The sequence below is a fragment of the Franconibacter sp. IITDAS19 genome, assembly GCF_023079515.1.
In the GTDB taxonomy this organism is placed as follows: domain Bacteria; phylum Pseudomonadota; class Gammaproteobacteria; order Enterobacterales; family Enterobacteriaceae; genus Franconibacter; species Franconibacter pulveris.
On sequence record NZ_JALJCP010000001.1, the window covers coordinates 254,655 to 270,416 of the forward strand.

15 protein-coding genes are annotated in these 15,762 nt (G+C 53.9%); 5 read left to right on the forward strand and 10 right to left on the reverse strand.

The features are described 5' to 3' along the window. Positions 1 to 46: 46 nt before the first annotated feature. Both yajL and panE read right to left on the reverse strand, forming a co-directional pair. Entirely contained in the window at positions 47 to 637 is a 591-nt protein-coding gene (gene yajL / locus MT962_RS01350; protein ID WP_048887252.1) for a protein deglycase YajL, read from the reverse strand. Next, positions 597 to 1,511 (reverse strand): 2-dehydropantoate 2-reductase, encoded by a 915-nt coding sequence (gene panE, locus MT962_RS01355; RefSeq protein WP_247364238.1) that lies wholly within the window; start codon positions 1,509 to 1,511, stop codon positions 597 to 599. The genes yajL and panE overlap by 41 nt, the downstream gene beginning before the upstream one ends. A 152-nt stretch (positions 1,512 to 1,663) precedes the next feature. Here panE and MT962_RS01360 point away from each other — a divergent pair, with 152 nt between their 5' ends. Then, positions 1,664 to 2,155 (forward strand): YajQ family cyclic di-GMP-binding protein, encoded by a 492-nt coding sequence (locus MT962_RS01360; protein ID WP_024557449.1) that lies wholly within the window; start codon positions 1,664 to 1,666, stop codon positions 2,153 to 2,155. A gap of 32 nt (positions 2,156 to 2,187) precedes the next feature. Here MT962_RS01360 and MT962_RS01365 read toward each other — a convergent pair whose 3' ends face one another. The 8 genes from MT962_RS01365 to MT962_RS01400 form a co-directional block, all read right to left on the reverse strand. Continuing rightward, positions 2,188 to 3,552, reverse strand: a complete 1,365-nt coding sequence (locus MT962_RS01365; RefSeq protein ID WP_024557448.1) for an MFS transporter — start codon at positions 3,550 to 3,552, stop codon at positions 2,188 to 2,190. 147 nt (positions 3,553 to 3,699) lie between these two features. After that, positions 3,700 to 4,587, reverse strand: coding sequence for a heme o synthase (gene cyoE, locus MT962_RS01370; protein ID WP_024552981.1), 888 nt, complete (start codon positions 4,585 to 4,587; stop codon positions 3,700 to 3,702). 11 nt (positions 4,588 to 4,598) lie between these two features. Then, entirely contained in the window at positions 4,599 to 4,928 is a 330-nt protein-coding gene (locus tag MT962_RS01375; protein ID WP_024557447.1) for a cytochrome o ubiquinol oxidase subunit IV, read from the reverse strand. After that, a complete protein-coding gene (locus tag MT962_RS01380) occupies positions 4,928 to 5,542 on the reverse strand; it encodes a cytochrome o ubiquinol oxidase subunit III (RefSeq protein WP_024557446.1) in 615 nt (204 codons plus the stop codon). The genes MT962_RS01375 and MT962_RS01380 overlap by 1 nt, the downstream gene beginning before the upstream one ends. Next, positions 5,532 to 7,523 carry a cytochrome o ubiquinol oxidase subunit I gene (cyoB, locus tag MT962_RS01385; RefSeq protein ID WP_024557445.1) on the reverse strand — a complete coding sequence of 664 codons (1,992 nt, stop codon included), beginning with the start codon at positions 7,521 to 7,523 and terminating at the stop codon, positions 5,532 to 5,534. Before cyoB ends, MT962_RS01380 begins: the two co-directional genes overlap by 11 nt. Positions 7,524 to 7,542: 19 nt before the next feature. Then, on the reverse strand, positions 7,543 to 8,490 hold the full coding sequence (gene cyoA / locus MT962_RS01390; protein WP_034882051.1) for a cytochrome o ubiquinol oxidase subunit II: 948 nt from the start codon (positions 8,488 to 8,490) through the stop codon (positions 7,543 to 7,545). 501 nt (positions 8,491 to 8,991) lie between these two features. Then, positions 8,992 to 10,461 carry a muropeptide MFS transporter AmpG gene (gene ampG / locus MT962_RS01395; RefSeq protein WP_024559806.1) on the reverse strand — a complete coding sequence of 490 codons (1,470 nt, stop codon included), beginning with the start codon at positions 10,459 to 10,461 and terminating at the stop codon, positions 8,992 to 8,994. 48 nt (positions 10,462 to 10,509) lie between these two features. Further along, positions 10,510 to 11,088, reverse strand: coding sequence for a lipoprotein (locus MT962_RS01400; protein ID WP_024557442.1), 579 nt, complete (start codon positions 11,086 to 11,088; stop codon positions 10,510 to 10,512). 302 nt (positions 11,089 to 11,390) lie between these two features. Between MT962_RS01400 and bolA the strand changes: the two genes are divergently transcribed. The 4 genes from bolA (at position 11,391) to clpX (ending at position 15,685) form a co-directional block, all read left to right on the forward strand. Next, positions 11,391 to 11,708 (forward strand): transcriptional regulator BolA, encoded by a 318-nt coding sequence (gene bolA, locus MT962_RS01405; protein WP_024557441.1) that lies wholly within the window; start codon positions 11,391 to 11,393, stop codon positions 11,706 to 11,708. Positions 11,709 to 12,060: 352 nt separating this feature from the next. Next, a complete protein-coding gene (tig, locus tag MT962_RS01410) occupies positions 12,061 to 13,359 on the forward strand; it encodes a trigger factor (protein WP_024557440.1) in 1,299 nt (432 codons plus the stop codon). A gap of 302 nt (positions 13,360 to 13,661) precedes the next feature. Then, positions 13,662 to 14,285, forward strand: coding sequence for an ATP-dependent Clp endopeptidase proteolytic subunit ClpP (clpP, locus tag MT962_RS01415; protein ID WP_024554056.1), 624 nt, complete (start codon positions 13,662 to 13,664; stop codon positions 14,283 to 14,285). Positions 14,286 to 14,413: 128 nt separating this feature from the next. Continuing rightward, positions 14,414 to 15,685: an ATP-dependent protease ATP-binding subunit ClpX gene (gene clpX / locus MT962_RS01420; RefSeq protein WP_024557439.1), complete on the forward strand. Its 1,272-nt coding sequence runs from the start codon at positions 14,414 to 14,416 to the stop codon at positions 15,683 to 15,685. Positions 15,686 to 15,762: the final 77 nt, after the last annotated feature.

Genomic DNA, 15,762 nt, shown 5'->3' on the forward strand with positions numbered 1-15,762 from the left:
ATGGATTGTCTGTAAACAAAAAGCCTCCCTTGCGGAGGCTTTTTTATTAGTCGTGATAGTTGTAAATGCCGGGCGGCAGCACCAGTTGCGCCGCCACTTCCCGCGCTTTCTCGCGACCCGCCAGCAGATCGATAATCTTCAGCGCGAAATCCATCGCCGTGCCGGGGCCCTGGCTGGTCAGTAGCTTGACGCGCGGGTCCCATACCACGCGTTTATCCATCCACTTCTCTTGTGGAATGCGGTCTTTAAGCCCCGGGAAACCGGTCATGTTGCCGATGGGAAAGAGATCATGCGCAACCAGCACCGTGCCGGCCGCCGCGCAAATGGCGGCGACGAGGCGACCTGAAAGATGGAACTGGCGTACGGTTTCCACCAACAGCGGACTGTCGCGAAAACATTCCGCCCCTTTCAGCCCACCCGGCAGAACAATAACGTCATAATCGCCATCTGCGACTTCCACCAGCGGCGCATCCGCCAGCAGCTTCACGCCGCGTGAACAGGTAATGACCCGATCGCCATCGCTCGCCACGCTGGCGGTCGTAACGCGAATGCCGCCCCGCACCAGCAGGTCGATGGTGGTGACCGCTTCGGTCTCTTCAGTGCCAGGTGCGAGGCAGATCAGTGCCGATGCGCTCATAATGGTTCTCCTTACGCTTGATGTGTTCATACAGGCGGGTGTTGGCAGGCAGCGTTAGCCCGTGCGCCCTGGCGCGGCGCAACACATAGCCGGTGATATAGTCGATTTCGGTATGCCGCTGTTGGCGTACGTCCTGCAGCATGGATGAGATGTTCTGCGCGGTGCTCTCCATGACCTGATCCACATAGAGGAACAGGCTTTCGGCCGAAGTGTGAAGACCTTCACTCACCATAACCTGCGCGACCTCTTCGCAAATTTCCCGGATCTCGTCGTGCCGATGACGCAGTTCGCCGTTCGGGCAGTCGTAGAGCGCGGTCAGCGGGTTGATCACGCAATTTACCGCGAGCTTCTTCCAGCAGGCGGCGCTGATGTCGTTATGCCAGGCCACGTCAGGCAGGGCGTGGTGGAGTTCCGCCGCAAGCTGGCTGTAATCCTGACGGCAGGAGGAGGCCGGGCCGATATGGGTAATGCCGTTCGCAACATGAATGATGAGGTTGCCTTCACGGCGCGCAGCGTGGGTGGTTACCCCCATCAGCAGCGGCTGCGCCAGGTTTTTCAACTCCTCTATCGTGCCCATGCCGTTATGGATGAGCAGCACAGGGCTGCTGGCCGGCAGACGTTCAGCCAGCGCTTTCACCGCGCCGGAGACTTGCCAGGCTTTCAGCGTCACCACCAGCAGATCGCTCTGCGCCAGGAAATCCGGGTTATTGGCCATGAGCGAGGCGTTGAACACCGTGTTGTCGGTTTCACGCAGGTTTACCTGACAAAAAGGCTGCGGTACCCGCAGCCATCCCTGTACGTCGTGGCCTTGCTTTATTAGCGCGGAAAGCCACAGTTGCCCCAGCGCACCGCACCCCAGTACGGTAATTTTCATTGCTCCTCCCCACCTGCAACGGCGCCAGGCGTTTTATATTGCGTCTATTATAGCGTTGTCGACCAGGCTGCGTCTGGCGGCCCGATTACGGGTTGTTTTATGCAACTTTGCGGGTATTATGCATCGCAACAAAAAGAGAGGGAGAAGAAAACATGCCATCTTTTGATATTGTGTCGGAAGTTGATCTGCAGGAAGTGCGTAACGCGGTGGAAAATGCGACCCGTGAACTGGATACGCGCTTCGATTTTCGTAACGTGACCGCAAGCTTTGAGCTCAATGACGCCAGTAAGACGATAAAAGTCACGAGCGAGTCCGATTTCCAGGTAAATCAGCTGCTGGATATTCTGCGTGCGAAGCTGCTTAAACGCGGCATTGAAAACAGTTCGCTGGACGTACCGGAAGAGTTCGTGCACAGCGGTAAAACCTGGAGCGTGGAAGCGAAGCTCAAGCAGGGCATCGAAGCCAGCGTAGCGAAGAAAATCGTTAAGCTAATTAAAGACAGCAAACTGAAGGTGCAAACCCAGATTCAGGGCGAAGAAATTCGCGTAACGGGGAAATCCCGCGACGACCTTCAGTCAGCCATGGCGCTGGTGCGCGGCGGAAACCTGGGGCAGCCGTTCCAGTTCAAAAACTTCCGCGATTAAGCAAAAGGAAAGGGCGGAAATTCCGCCCTTTTTTATGCTCCTTTGACAACCTGTTCGATTTCAAACCGGTTGGTGACTTTACTGTCAATTTTCACGTAAGCGGTGCGCTCCTGCGGCACAATCACCGCCTCGCTCACCCCTTCCTTCTCCAGCAGGCGCCGCTGCAACGCGCTGTCGATTTCAATTCCTTCAGGCAAGGCAATGCGCAGGCTGCTGACATAGGGCGGCTCTTTCATGGTAGAGCTCACCAGCAGCCAGAATGTCGCCAGCAACGCGCCAATCAGAAACACGGTCTGGGAATCAAAAAGACCGTCAATCCAACCGCCCAGCGAGCCGCCAATGGCCACGCCGAGGAACTGGCTGGTGGAATAGATGCCCATAGCGGTGCCCTTATAGCCCGCCGGGGCTTCTTTGCTGATAAGCGAAGGCAGCAGCGCTTCCATCAGGTTGAAGGCGAGAAAGAAAAGCTGAACGCCCGCCACCAGCTCCCAGAAGTGCGGTCCTGAACCCCAGAGCACGATTTCGGCAATCAGCAGAACCGCTATGCAGAACAGAAATACGCGCTTCATGCGGCGTTTCACTTCGGCGTAAATAATGAAAGGCACGACGGAGACAAAGGAAATCAGCATGGTGCAAAGATAGATTTTCCAGTGCTGAGCGGCGGCGAAACCGGCGGCTTCAAGCTGGCCGGGCAGGGCGACGAATGTCGACATCAGCAGAATATGCAGACACATAATGCCGAAGTTCAGCTTCAGCAACTGCGGATTCGCCAGCACTTTAGTAAAGCAGCCTTTGACCATCGCGGAGTCGCGGTTCAGCACGTGCGTGGTGCTGTTTGGCACAACCCACAGAGTAAGGGCGATGCCGCAGCTCGCCAGCAGAGCTATCATCCAGAAGAGCGCCTGCAACCCCAGCGCATGAGTGATAATCGGCCCTAACACCATGGCGATAGCGAAGGTAACGCCGAAGCTCACGCCGATAAATGCCATCGCTTTGGTGCGGTTTTGCTCGCGGGTGAGATCGGAAAGCAGGGCCATGACGGCGGCGGCTATCGCGCCGGAGCCCTGGAGCGCGCGCCCGAGGATAACGCCCCAGATAGAATCAGAAAGCGCGGCCAGCACGCTGCCGGCCACAAAAATCGCCAGACCGCCCACAATCAGCGGCTTGCGGCCGATACGGTCGGAAAGCAGGCCGAAAGGGATCTGGAAGATGGCCTGCGCCAGGCCGTAGATGCCAATCGCGAAGCCAATCAGCGCTTCGCTCGCGCCCTGTAACGCCATTCCGTAAGTAGTAAGAACCGGCAGCACCATAAACATGCCGAGCATGCGCAGCGAGAACACCGTCCCTAAACCCCACGTCGCTCGCAGCTCGACGGGCGTCATTTTGTTATCGTTCATTACCACCTCAGATAAAAAGCAGGCCCTAGTGTAGTGCCACGGCGGGGGAGGGTAAATAATCGCTTATTTAGGAAATATTTCAGAGGTTATCTATTGATGCTGCTAATAAAAAAGGGTGCCGAAGCACCCTTTTAGCAGACTGGCGTCTTACCAGACGTAAGTCAGAAGATTATGTGAGTCAGGCACCATAAAATCGACCGACATCATCACGCTAAGCGAAGTGATGGCGACAATGGAGAAGACGAACAGCTTGCGCGCCCACACCTTGTCGTTTTCGGTTTTATAGCCGCGCAGGGCCATACCGAGCCACCACACGCTCACCGCCGCCGCAACCACCAGATATTTGTAGCCGGCGTAACCGCCAAGCGACAGCATCAGCGTAGCGACAGCAAAAGCGATGATGTAAAGCGTGATATGGTTCTTGGCGACAGAGATGCCTTTCACCACCGGCAGAACCGGAATATTCGCCGCCTGATAATCCTTAAAGCGGAAAATCGCGATGGCGTAAGAGTGAGGCATCTGCCACAGGCTGAAGATAGCCAGCAGGATGAGCGCGCCGCTGTCAAACTCATTTGTCACGGCGCAATAGCCAATCACCGGCGGCGCAGCGCCGGAGAGCGAACCAATCAGCGTGCCATAGACGGAGTGGCGTTTCATATACAGGCTATAAACGCCCACATAGACCACGAACCCCATCACCCCCAGCCAGCAGGCCAGGGGATTGGCGCCAAACCACAGCAGCATAAAGCCAGCAATACCCAGCAACGCGGCGTACACCAGCGAGACCTGCGGAGAGATCAGGCCTTTCACCAGCACCCGATTCTTGGTCCTTTCCATCTTGCGATCGATATCGCGATCGATGTAGTTGTTGAACACACAACCCGACGCCACTACCAGCGACACCCCAACCAGCGTGAAGAGGAAAAGGGGATAATCGATGCTGCCCTTGGAGGCCAGCAGGAACCCCCCGATCACGGAGATCAGGTTGCCGAAAATGATGCCTGGTTTCGTTACTTGCAGGTATTGCTTAAACATACTCGCCGCTCTTAGTGAACCATCATGTTGTAGTTGAGGCTCCACATAATCCAGATTGAGCCTACTACCAGGATGGCGATAATCAGCACGGTAAAGACAAAGGCCACCAGGTTCCAGCGCTCCTCAGAGGAGGTGTTCATGTGCAGGAAGCACACCAGGTGAACCAGAATCTGAACCACTGCCGTGACCAGGACGGTACCCAGAATAGCCGTGTGAGACGCAGAGCCATTCATCACCATCCAGAACGGGATGACCGTCAGGATGATGGAGAGGATAAAGCCGGTCAGATAGGTTTTTACGCTGCCGTGATGGGCGCCTGCGTGATCGGTAGAATGACTCATTACATCGCCCCCATCAGATAGACAACAGAGAATACGCAAATCCACACGACGTCCAGGAAGTGCCAGAACAGGCTCAGGCACATCAGACGGGTGCGGTTCATGCTGTTCAGGCCGCGACGGGAAATCTGGAACATCATCACCGCCATCCAGATAAGACCGGAGGTTACGTGAACGCCGTGGGTGCCTACCAGGGTAAAGAACCCGGACAGGAAGCCGCTGCGGTCAGGGCCGAAGCCTTCGGCGATCAGATGATGGAACTCATAAATTTCCATAGCGACGAAGCCTGCGCCAAACAGGAACGTCAGACCGAGCCAGGCCATAACCTGGCTACGGTTGTCTTTGTTCATGGCGATAACCGCCATGCCGTACGTAATGGAGGAGAACAGCAGCAGGAAAGTTTCAACCAGCACAAACGGCAGCTCGAAAATATCTTTCCCGGTCGGGCCCCCCGCCGTGCCGTTCACAAGAACGGCATAGGTAGCGAACAGCGTTGCAAACAGAATGCAGTCGCTCATCAGGTAGATCCAGAAGCCAAAGACCTTATTGGCTCCCGCATCGTGGTGCCCTACGTCGTGCGCATGGGCTCCAGAGTGTGCAAGTGAATCAGTTGACATTTTTCAGCCCTGCTTTGCTAATTTCATCGAAATGCTGGTTTTCCAGTTTCTCAACGGTAGCGACCGGTACGTAGTAATCCACGTCTTCATCGAAGCTTTTCGCAATCCATGTAACCAGGATACCTACGAAGCCCAGCGCCGCCAGCCACCAGATATGCCAGATCATGGCGAAACCGAAGATGGTGCTGAACAAGCCGATAATCACGCCTGCGCCGCTGTTTTTCGGCATATGAATTTCTTCATAATGCGTCGGTTGCTTATACGCTTCGCCTTTGTTCTTCATTTCCCAGAACGCGTCGCGCTCCTGGATTTCCGGCACTACGGCAAAGTTGTAGAACGGCGGCGGAGAAGAGGTTGCCCACTCCAGCGTACGCGCGCCCCACGGGTCACCGGTCAGATCACGGTTCTGGTCACGATCGCGAACAGAGGTGTAGATCTGCATGATGATGCTGAAGATACCGCAGGCAATCAGCAGCGCACCAATTTCAGCCACAATCATCAGCGGTTCGAACATCGGATCGATGTCCTGGCTCACGCGACGGGTCATACCCATGAAGCCCATAGCGTACAGCGGCATAAAGGTCACGAAGAAGCCGATGATCCAGAACCAGAAGGCGCGTTTGCCCCAAGTTTCGTTCATGGTGTAACCAAAGGCTTTCGGCCACCAGTAAGTCATACCGGCGAAGCAACCAAATACCACACCACCGATAATCACGTTATGGAAGTGGGCAATCAGGAACAGACTGTTGTGCAGAACGAAGTCTGCGCCTGGTACTGCAAGCAGTACGCCGGTCATACCACCGATGGAGAAGGTGATGATGAAGCCGATGGTCCACAGCATGGCGGAGTGGAACTGAATACGACCCTGGTACATGGTAAACAACCAGTTGAAGATCTTCACCCCGGTCGGGATGGCGATAATCATCGTGGTGATACCAAAGAAGGCGTTAACGTTCGCACCGCTGCCCATGGTGAAGAAGTGGTGCAGCCACACGATGAACGACAGCACGGTAATCGCGATGGTCGCCCAAACGAGTGAGGTATAACCAAACAGACGCTTTTTGGAGAAGGTCGCGGTAACTTCAGAGAAGACACCGAATACCGGCAGAACCAGGATGTACACTTCCGGATGGCCCCAGGCCCAGATCAGGTTCACGTACATCATCATGTTGCCGCCCATATCATTGGTGAAGAAATGGGTGCCCAGATAGCGGTCCAGGGTCAGCAACGCGATAGTCACGGTCAGGATCGGGAAGGAGACGATAATCAGCACGTTGGTGCAGAGCGCCGCCCAGGTAAATACCGGCATTTTGAACATCGTCATGCCCGGCGCACGCATGCGCAGGATAGTAACGAAGAAGTTAATACCGGTCAGCGTTGTACCGATACCGGAGAGCTGGAGGCTCCAGATCCAGTAGTCAACGCCCACGCCCGGACTGTACTCAATGCCCGACAGCGGCGGATAAGCAACCCAACCGGTCTGCGCGAACTCGCCCACACCCAGCGATACGTTCACCAGGATAACCCCAACAACGGTGAACCAGAAGCTCAGGTTGTTCAGGAACGGGAAGGCCACGTCGCGAGCGCCGATTTGCAGCGGCACCACGAGGTTCATCAGACCGATAACGAACGGCATCGCTACGAAGAAGATCATAATAACGCCGTGGGCGGTAAAGATCTGGTCGTAGTGGTGCGGTGGCAAGAAGCCTTGCTCGCCGGCGGAAACCAGCAGCTGCTGGGTACGCATCATGATGGCGTCGGCGAAGCCGCGCACCAGCATAACGATTGCCACGAGAATATACATAATCCCGAGGCGCTTGTGGTCCACGGAGGTGAGCCACTCATTCCACAAATAAGACCACTTACCGAAGTAAGTGAGGCCTGCAACTAACGCCAGTCCCCCGACGAGAATCGCAGCCACCGTAACCATGATAATCGGCTCATGGTACGGGATTGCATCCAGTGTAAGTTTTCCGAACATCGTAATATTCCTCGGCCCCTTAATGAGAGGTTTCCGCTTTGCTCATGTCCATGCCTTCCATACCTTCATGGGATGCGTGTTCCCCTTCCGGCTGGGTCATGTCCATGCTCTTCCCGTGTCCCATGAATTTGTTAATAACATCCTTAAACAAACCCGGTTTGACGCTGGAGAAGTATTCAACCTTGTTGTATTCGCTCGGCGCCGCCAGTTTCTCGTAGGTCGCCATGTCATTGATGGCGTTCGGAGACTGCTTCGCTTTCGCTACCCACTGGTTGAAGGTTTCGGTATCCGGCGTGGCGATGGCCTTAAACTTCATGCCGGAGAAGCCGCGACCGCTGTAGTTAGCGGAGATGCCGTTATAGGTGCCGGCTTCGTTGGCGATCAGGTGCAGCTGAGTCTGCATGCCCGCCATCGCATAGATCTGGCTACCAAGGCGCGGAATAAAGAAGGAGTTCATCACCGAGTTAGAGGTGATTTTGAATTCCACCGGGGTGTTTGCCGGGAAGGCAATCTCATTCACCGTAGCGATACCCTGCTCCGGATAAATGAAGAACCATTTCCAGTCCAGTGCGACTACTTCGATGGTAACCGGCTTCACATCGCTTGCCAGCGGACGGCTGGGTTCGAGTGAATGTGTAGTTTTCCACGTCAGTACCGCAAGGAAGATGATGATAAGGATAGGAATGGTCCAGACTACAGCTTCAACTTTGTTCGAGTGCGACCAGTTGGGGCTGTATTTAGCGTCCTTATTGGTTGCCCGATATTTCCAGGCAAAGCCAATCGCCATTACGATGGCCGGAATAACGACAATCAACATCAGCCCGAGGGCTGTCAGTATCAGCGAACGTTGCTCCAGTCCAACCTGTCCTTTTGGATTGAGAAGTGCAGAATCGCAACCACTGAGTAATACAGTGCCTGCGAATAATGACAACAATCCCAAACTTTTATTGTATTTCCTGAGTCTCATTTAACGACCTCAATTCAGGGGGCTCTATTGTCGCTTAAAGTGTGGCGGCATTTTACGGGAAGGTTACATTACTGTAAACATGGTTGAAGTACTGTCAGGCCCGTGTTAGTGGCTTCTGCCGCATAGGTCACAGCTGTTTCAGCGCATTTCAAATTTATACAAGGAATGGGCTGCTGAGAAGGCTTATAACGAAAGAGGCTTTCAAAGGAGGAACGCGCGGGGCAAGGGCATAAACAGGAATTTAAACACACAAATAATTAACAATTAATTATCAATAAAAGGACAATTAAAGAACTTAAAATTAATATTACCTGAGCTGAATCGATAAAGGCAATTTATTCATATTTTTCGATTGATTAATTTTCATCGTTTTTAGTCGCACAAAAAAACAAAAATGTTGGTAAATAAATTGTTGCTTATTTCACCGCTATAATTCCCCTTCGTGATTGCCACGGCAAATAACTTTTTATTATGGCTACCCATTAAGGAGTAAAAATGCCGTCAGGTCTGTTTACGCAGCGCCAGATAGTCAAGCGTTGCGCCCAGCACGACGCCTGCCACTGCCAGCAGCGCGCCGCCTTCCAGCAAAATGGCGCTATGGACGAAAACGATGACATCCAGTGCATCAGCGATAAGACCTGATAACCCTATGCCCAGCAGCAAAGCGCCTGCGCCAAGCAACCAGAGCGAGAAGCGATAAGCCTGCGGGAAAGCGCGGCGTTGCAGGAAGCCTTCGGTTCGCTGGGTATATTCCAGCGTATCGCGACAAATCAGCAGCAGCACAATGCCCGGCACGGCGGCGAAGACGGAAAAGAGGTAAAAGCTCGGCCAGCCGTGGCTTTCCACAAACCAGCCTGCAATCGGCCCGACATAGACCCGGCCTACGGCTGAAAGCGCGGAAAGCAGGGCGAATTGCGTGGCGGAGAAAGATTTGTTGCACAGCGTCATCAGCAGGGCGACGAAAGCGGCGGTGCCCATGCCGCCACAGAGGTTTTCAAAAAATACCGCCGCCGCCATGCTCACCATATGTTTATCCGTTATGGAAAGCAGCCAGTAACCAGCATTAGACGCTCCCTGCAGCACGCCGAAAATCAGCAGTGCGCGAAACAGCGACAGTCGTTGCATTAATATGCCGCCATAGAGCGCGCCGACAATGGTCGCAAACAGCCCCAGCGTTTTATTCACGACGCCCACTTCGCCTGCATCAAACCCCACGCCGCGAATCAAAAATGTGGTGGTGAGGCTCATGGCAAAGGCGTCGCCGAGCTTGTAAAGCACGATCAACAGCAGGATTAACCAGGCGTTATTTCGGCCGAAAAAATCACGCAGCGGCTCCGCCACCGCCTGTTCAAGGCTGCGCGGTACGGGAATAGCGTCGTGCGGCTCTGGTGCAAATAGCGTGGCGATAATGCAGGGAATAAGCAGAGCGGCCATCAGCCAGTAAGTCGCTTGCCAGCCAAGCCAGCGGTCGGCAAGCCATAACGCCAGCCCGCCGGAAACCAGCATGGCGAGGCGGTAGCCGAGTACGCTGATAGCCGCGCCCGCGCCGCGCTCTTGCGCAGGCAAAACGTCCGTTTTCCAGGCATCGAATACAATATCCTGCGAAGCGGAGCAGAAGGCGATAATGACAGCCAGCGCCGCCATCCAGCGCAGGTGAGTGGCCGGTTCGAGGAAACCCATGGCCGCGATAGCAATCAGTAAGAGAACTTGCGTCAACAACAACCAACCGCGACGACGGCCAAACAACGGCGGCGTATAGCGGTCCATCAGCGGCGACCAGAGGAATTTAAAGACATAGGCCTGCCCTACCAGCGAGAAAAAGCCGATAGTCTTCAGATCGATATTCTCGACAGTCATCCATGCCTGAAGGGTGCCGGAGGTCAGCGCAAGCGGCAAACCGGAGGCGAAGCCCAGCATCAGGAGGATGGCGGATTTAGGCTGCTGAAAGATACGAAGCGCGTGACTGGACATGGGCATAATAAAAAGCTGGCCCGGCATGCCGGGCCAGTGAAGGTGAGATTAACGGGCGTTCTGCTTGATGAACTCGTGAACGCTGGTGTCCTGCGCCATATCGGCGATGGTGTCAGTCAGGACAGAGTTGACCGCTTCAGCGATATTCTTATTGGACGCCTGAAGCGCGCCTTCAACGGAGTAGCTTGCGCGGTAGTTTTTGGTCATCTTGTTACCGGTCTTCGCAGTGGCGATGATAGAGATATCCGCTTTGGTAGCGATGTTGTAGCGTACGTTGCCCTGGGAAACATCGGCATACAGCTGATTAACGATTATCTGCAAATCTACAGCGCCGTTCGGCCCAATCATATAACCGCGAGAACTCATCTGTTTCTCCAGCACTTCCTGCAGCAGGAAGCGCAGGTCGCGGGAGGCGGTCAGCGTGACGAGCTGATTGTCACGGGTTACTTTGGCCAGCGCCTGATCGGGACGCTGATCGGCGCCGTTGATGCTGATGGTTACGCCCATCAGGCTCGGATCCTGCTGCGGCAGCGTAATCTTCGGTGAAACGTCAATAGTCGTAGGCGGTGTAGCGCAACCAGCCAGCATAAAAAGGGCAACCAGCGGGAAAAAGAGTTTTTTTAACATATTGTGGCTCTCGGAGTACCTTGGGCTGTCAAGAATAAAATTCTCGCCATCATAACATCGCCATTCGCAAGGGGAAGAGGGAATGGATGTAAATTCATCGCGTTGGCCTTTTTCTGAGCAAGTAAGCTGTTTTTTGGTAAGAAAAAGCCTTTGCTCCTTCCGTTTAGCTTTACCTCGTGAGGCATTCATCGAAATAATGGAATGAAAAGCTAAAATTTTGTTGCCTGTCGGTTATGTAAACGGTAAATGCGGCTAACATTTATAGACATGGCAGGCATCACAGCGTTGTCGAGGAGATCGTTATGATGGTACGCGAGCAAATAGAATCAAAATTAAGGGCAGCGTTTGATCCCGTGTTTCTGGAAGTCGTAGATGAAAGCTATCGTCACAACGTTCCTGCTGGTTCAGAAAGCCACTTTAAAGTGGTGTTAGTGAGCGATCGCTTTACGGGCGAACGTTTTTTAAACCGCCATCGCCTTATTTACGGCACCTTAAGCGAAGAGCTGGCCGGCACTGTACACGCGCTTGCGCTGCATACCTACACTATAAAGGAATGGGAAGGGTTGCAGGATACGGTTTTCGCCTCGCCCCCTTGTCGCGGCGCGGGCAGCATCGCCTGAGCAGAGGAATTTGCAACGACGAGGCTTTTTCCAGTATGTTGCGCCAGAGCTAAACGTGTAAAACGGCCTACGGGCCGTTTTGTTTTGTCTGAATTTTGCACGAATTAACGGCGGTTCAGGCAAAAAAGAGCCGGGAAGTGTGAAAAAAGCCGCAAAGCGGTACATTTGCTTTTCTCGACTACCCCCAGGGATGCCGCTATAATGCGCGTCTTATTTTTCGGAATGTCTTCGGGATGATTCTGGCGACAGGGATTGTGATTCTGATTCAGAAAAGATCCCGGTTCTGCGAAGCGATGACCATCATAAGGGCTTCCAGAGTTGACCGAGCACTGTGATTTTTTGAGGTAACAAGATGCAAGTTTCAGTTGAAACCACTCAGGGCCTTGGGCGCCGTGTAACGATTACTATCCCTGCTGACAGCATCGAAAACGCTGTAAAAAGCGAGCTGGTCAACGTGGCGAAAAAAGTTCGTATCGACGGCTTCCGCAAGGGCAAGGTACCGATGAACGTCGTTGCTCAGCGTTATGGCGCCTCTGTTCGCCAGGATGTGCTGGGCGATCTGATGAGCCGTCACTTCGTTGACGCTATCATTAAAGAAAAAATCAACCCGGCCGGCGCGCCGAACTACGTTCCGGGCGAATACAAGCTGGGCGAAGACTTTACCTATGCCGTTGAGTTCGAAGTTTATCCGGAAGTTGAGCTGAAAGGTCTGGAATCCATCGAGGTTGAGAAGCCGGTGGTCGAAGTCACTGACGCTGACGTGGACACCATGCTGGATACTCTGCGTAAGCAGCAGGCGACCTGGAAAGATAAAGACGGCGCGGCTGACGCTGAAGATCGCGTGACTATCGATTTCACCGGTTCTGTTGACGGCGAAGAGTTTGAAGGCGGCAAAGCTTCTGACTTCGTGCTGGCGATGGGCCAGGGCCGCATGATCCCGGGCTTCGAGGAAGGCATCAAAGGCCGCAAAGCGGGCGAAGAGTTCACCATCGATGTGACCTTCCCGGAAGAGTACCACGCTGAAAACCTGAAAGGTAAAGCCGCGAAATTCGCTATCAACCTGAAGAAAGTGGAAGAGCGTGAACTGCCGGAGCTGACCGCTGATTTCATCAAGCGCTTCGGCGTGGAAGATGGCTCCGTTGATGGTCTGCGCGCTGAAGTGCGTAAGAACATGGAGCGCGAGCTGAAAGGCGCTGTGCGTAACCGCATCAAGTCTCAGGCTATCGACGGTCTGGTAAACGCTAACGCAATCGACGTACCGGCTGCGCTGATCGACGGCGAAATCGACGTGCTGCGTCGCCAGGCTGCACAGCGTTTTGGCGGCAACGAGAAGCAAGCGCTGGAGCTGCCGCGCGAGCTGTTCGAAGAGCAAGCTAAACGTCGCGTTATTGTCGGCCTGCTGCTGGGCGAAGTTATCCGCACCCACGAGCTGAAAGCTGATGAAGCTCGCGTACAGTCTCTGATCGAAGAGATGGCTTCCGCTTACGAAGATCCGAGCGAAGTAGTTGAGTTCTACAGCAAAAACAAAGAGCTGATGGACAACATGCGCAATGTCGCGCTGGAAGAGCAGGCTGTTGAAGCTGTGCTGTCCAAAGCCAAAGTGACTGAAAAAGCGACCTCTTTCAACGAGCTGATGAACCAGCAGGCATAAGCCCGTATTCCTCTCTCAGGAAGCGCTTAATCAGCCCGTCACCCGGTGGTGACGGGCTTTTTTATGCTGCAACCTGGCGTAGAGGTGCCAATTAGCGCCTTTGGGTGTTAGCGTAACAGCAAAAGATTGTTATGCTTGAAACAGGCCAAACTTATCCCCATTAAAGGGTTAGGCAGTGTAAAGACTCTGACTGATAATCCGTCCGTAAAGGTTGAGAGCCGCTAAGGGCATCGTTATCCTGATGCAGGCTCATGTAGGATCAGTACAGCAGGTTACTCAGAATTTTTATCCAGGAGACGGATATGTCATACAGTGGCGAACGAGATCAATTTGCACCCCATATGGCGCTGGTGCCGATGGTGGTTGAACAAACCTCACGCGGTGAGCGTTCTTACGATATCTACTCCCGTCTGCTTAAGGAACGTGTCATTTTTCTGACAGGCCAGGTCGAAGACCAGATGGCTAACCTGATTGTGGCGCAGATGCTGTTTCTGGAAGCGGAAAACCCGGAAAAAGACATCTATCTCTACATCAACTCGCCGGGCGGGGTTATTACCGCCGGGATGTCGATTTACGACACCATGCAATTTATTAAGCCGGACGTCAGCACCATTTGTATGGGCCAGGCGGCTTCTATGGGCGCCTTCCTGCTGACGGCGGGGGCTAAAGGCAAGCGCTTCTGCCTGCCCAACTCGCGCGTGATGATCCACCAGCCGCTCGGCGGCTATCAGGGTCAGGCGACGGATATTGAGATCCACGCCCGCGAAATCCTGAAAGTGAAAGCACGCATGAATGAACTTATGGCGCAACATACGGGTCAATCTCTTGAGCAAATCGAAAGAGACACAGAGCGCGACCGCTTCCTCTCCGCCAACGAAGCGGTGGAGTACGGCCTGGTTGACTCCATTTTGACCCATCGTAACTAATGCCCGCCAAAGGCAGCCGCTATACTATAGTTAGTAAGCGGCTGCCTTAGTCACCCTGGCGGCTGGCGCCTGTATGGGGCATTGCGTGGTCGCGTGCGGCACGAAGAACAGAAAAGAGGTTTTGACTCATGACAGATAAGCGCAAAGACGGTTCAGGCAAACTGTTGTATTGCTCTTTTTGCGGCAAGAGCCAGCATGAAGTGCGTAAGCTGATTGCCGGACCGTCCGTGTATATCTGCGACGAGTGTGTCGATTTATGTAACGACATTATTCGCGAAGAGATTAAAGAAGTGGCTCCGCATCGCGAACGTAGCGCATTGCCTACGCCGCATGAAATTCGCAGCCATCTTGATGATTACGTCATCGGTCAGGAAAAAGCTAAAAAAGTCCTGGCGGTAGCGGTTTATAACCATTACAAGCGCCTGCGTAACGGCGACAGCTCTAATGGTGTTGAACTGGGTAAAAGCAACATTCTGCTGATAGGCCCAACCGGCAGCGGTAAAACCCTGCTTGCCGAGACGTTGGCTCGCCTGCTGGATGTGCCGTTTACCATGGCGGACGCCACTACCCTGACTGAAGCGGGCTATGTGGGCGAAGATGTTGAGAACATCATTCAGAAGCTGCTGCAGAAATGCGATTACGACGTGCAGAAAGCGCAGCGCGGCATCGTTTACATTGATGAGATTGATAAAATCTCCCGTAAATCCGATAACCCGTCCATCACCCGCGATGTTTCTGGCGAAGGCGTGCAGCAGGCGCTGCTGAAGCTGATTGAAGGCACCGTGGCGGCAGTACCGCCGCAGGGCGGACGTAAGCACCCGCAGCAGGAGTTTTTGCAGGTTGATACCTCCAAAATCCTCTTTATCTGCGGCGGCGCGTTTGCAGGTCTTGATAAAGTCATCGCCAACCGTGTCGAAACCGGCTCTGGTATCGGCTTCGGCGCAACGGTGAAAGGCAAATCGCAGAAAGCGACAGAAGGTGAATTGCTTTCGCAGGTGGAGCCAGAAGATCTGATTAAATTCGGCCTGATTCCTGAGTTCATTGGTCGTCTGCCGGTTGTCGCTACGCTGAACGAACTGAGCGAAGAAGCGCTTATCCAGATTCTGAAAGAGCCGAAGAACGCCCTGACCAAGCAGTACCAGGCGCTCTTTAACCTGGAAGGCGTTGAACTGGAGTTTCGCGACGAAGCGCTGGAAGCCATCGCGAAGAAAGCGATGTCGCGCAAAACCGGTGCTCGTGGCCTGCGCTCTATCGTTGAAGGCGCGCTGCTGGATACCATGTACGATCTCCCTTCCATGGAAGAGGTTGAAAAAGTGGTTATCGACGAATCGGTTATCGCGGGCCAGTCTGAGCCGCTGCTGATCTACGGCAAACCGGAAGCGCAAGCCTCCGGCGAATAAATAGCCTCTTTATACAATCCGTTAAACAATAAATGGGGGAAATAATCCCCCATTTATTTTTCCTGCCATCCTGACAT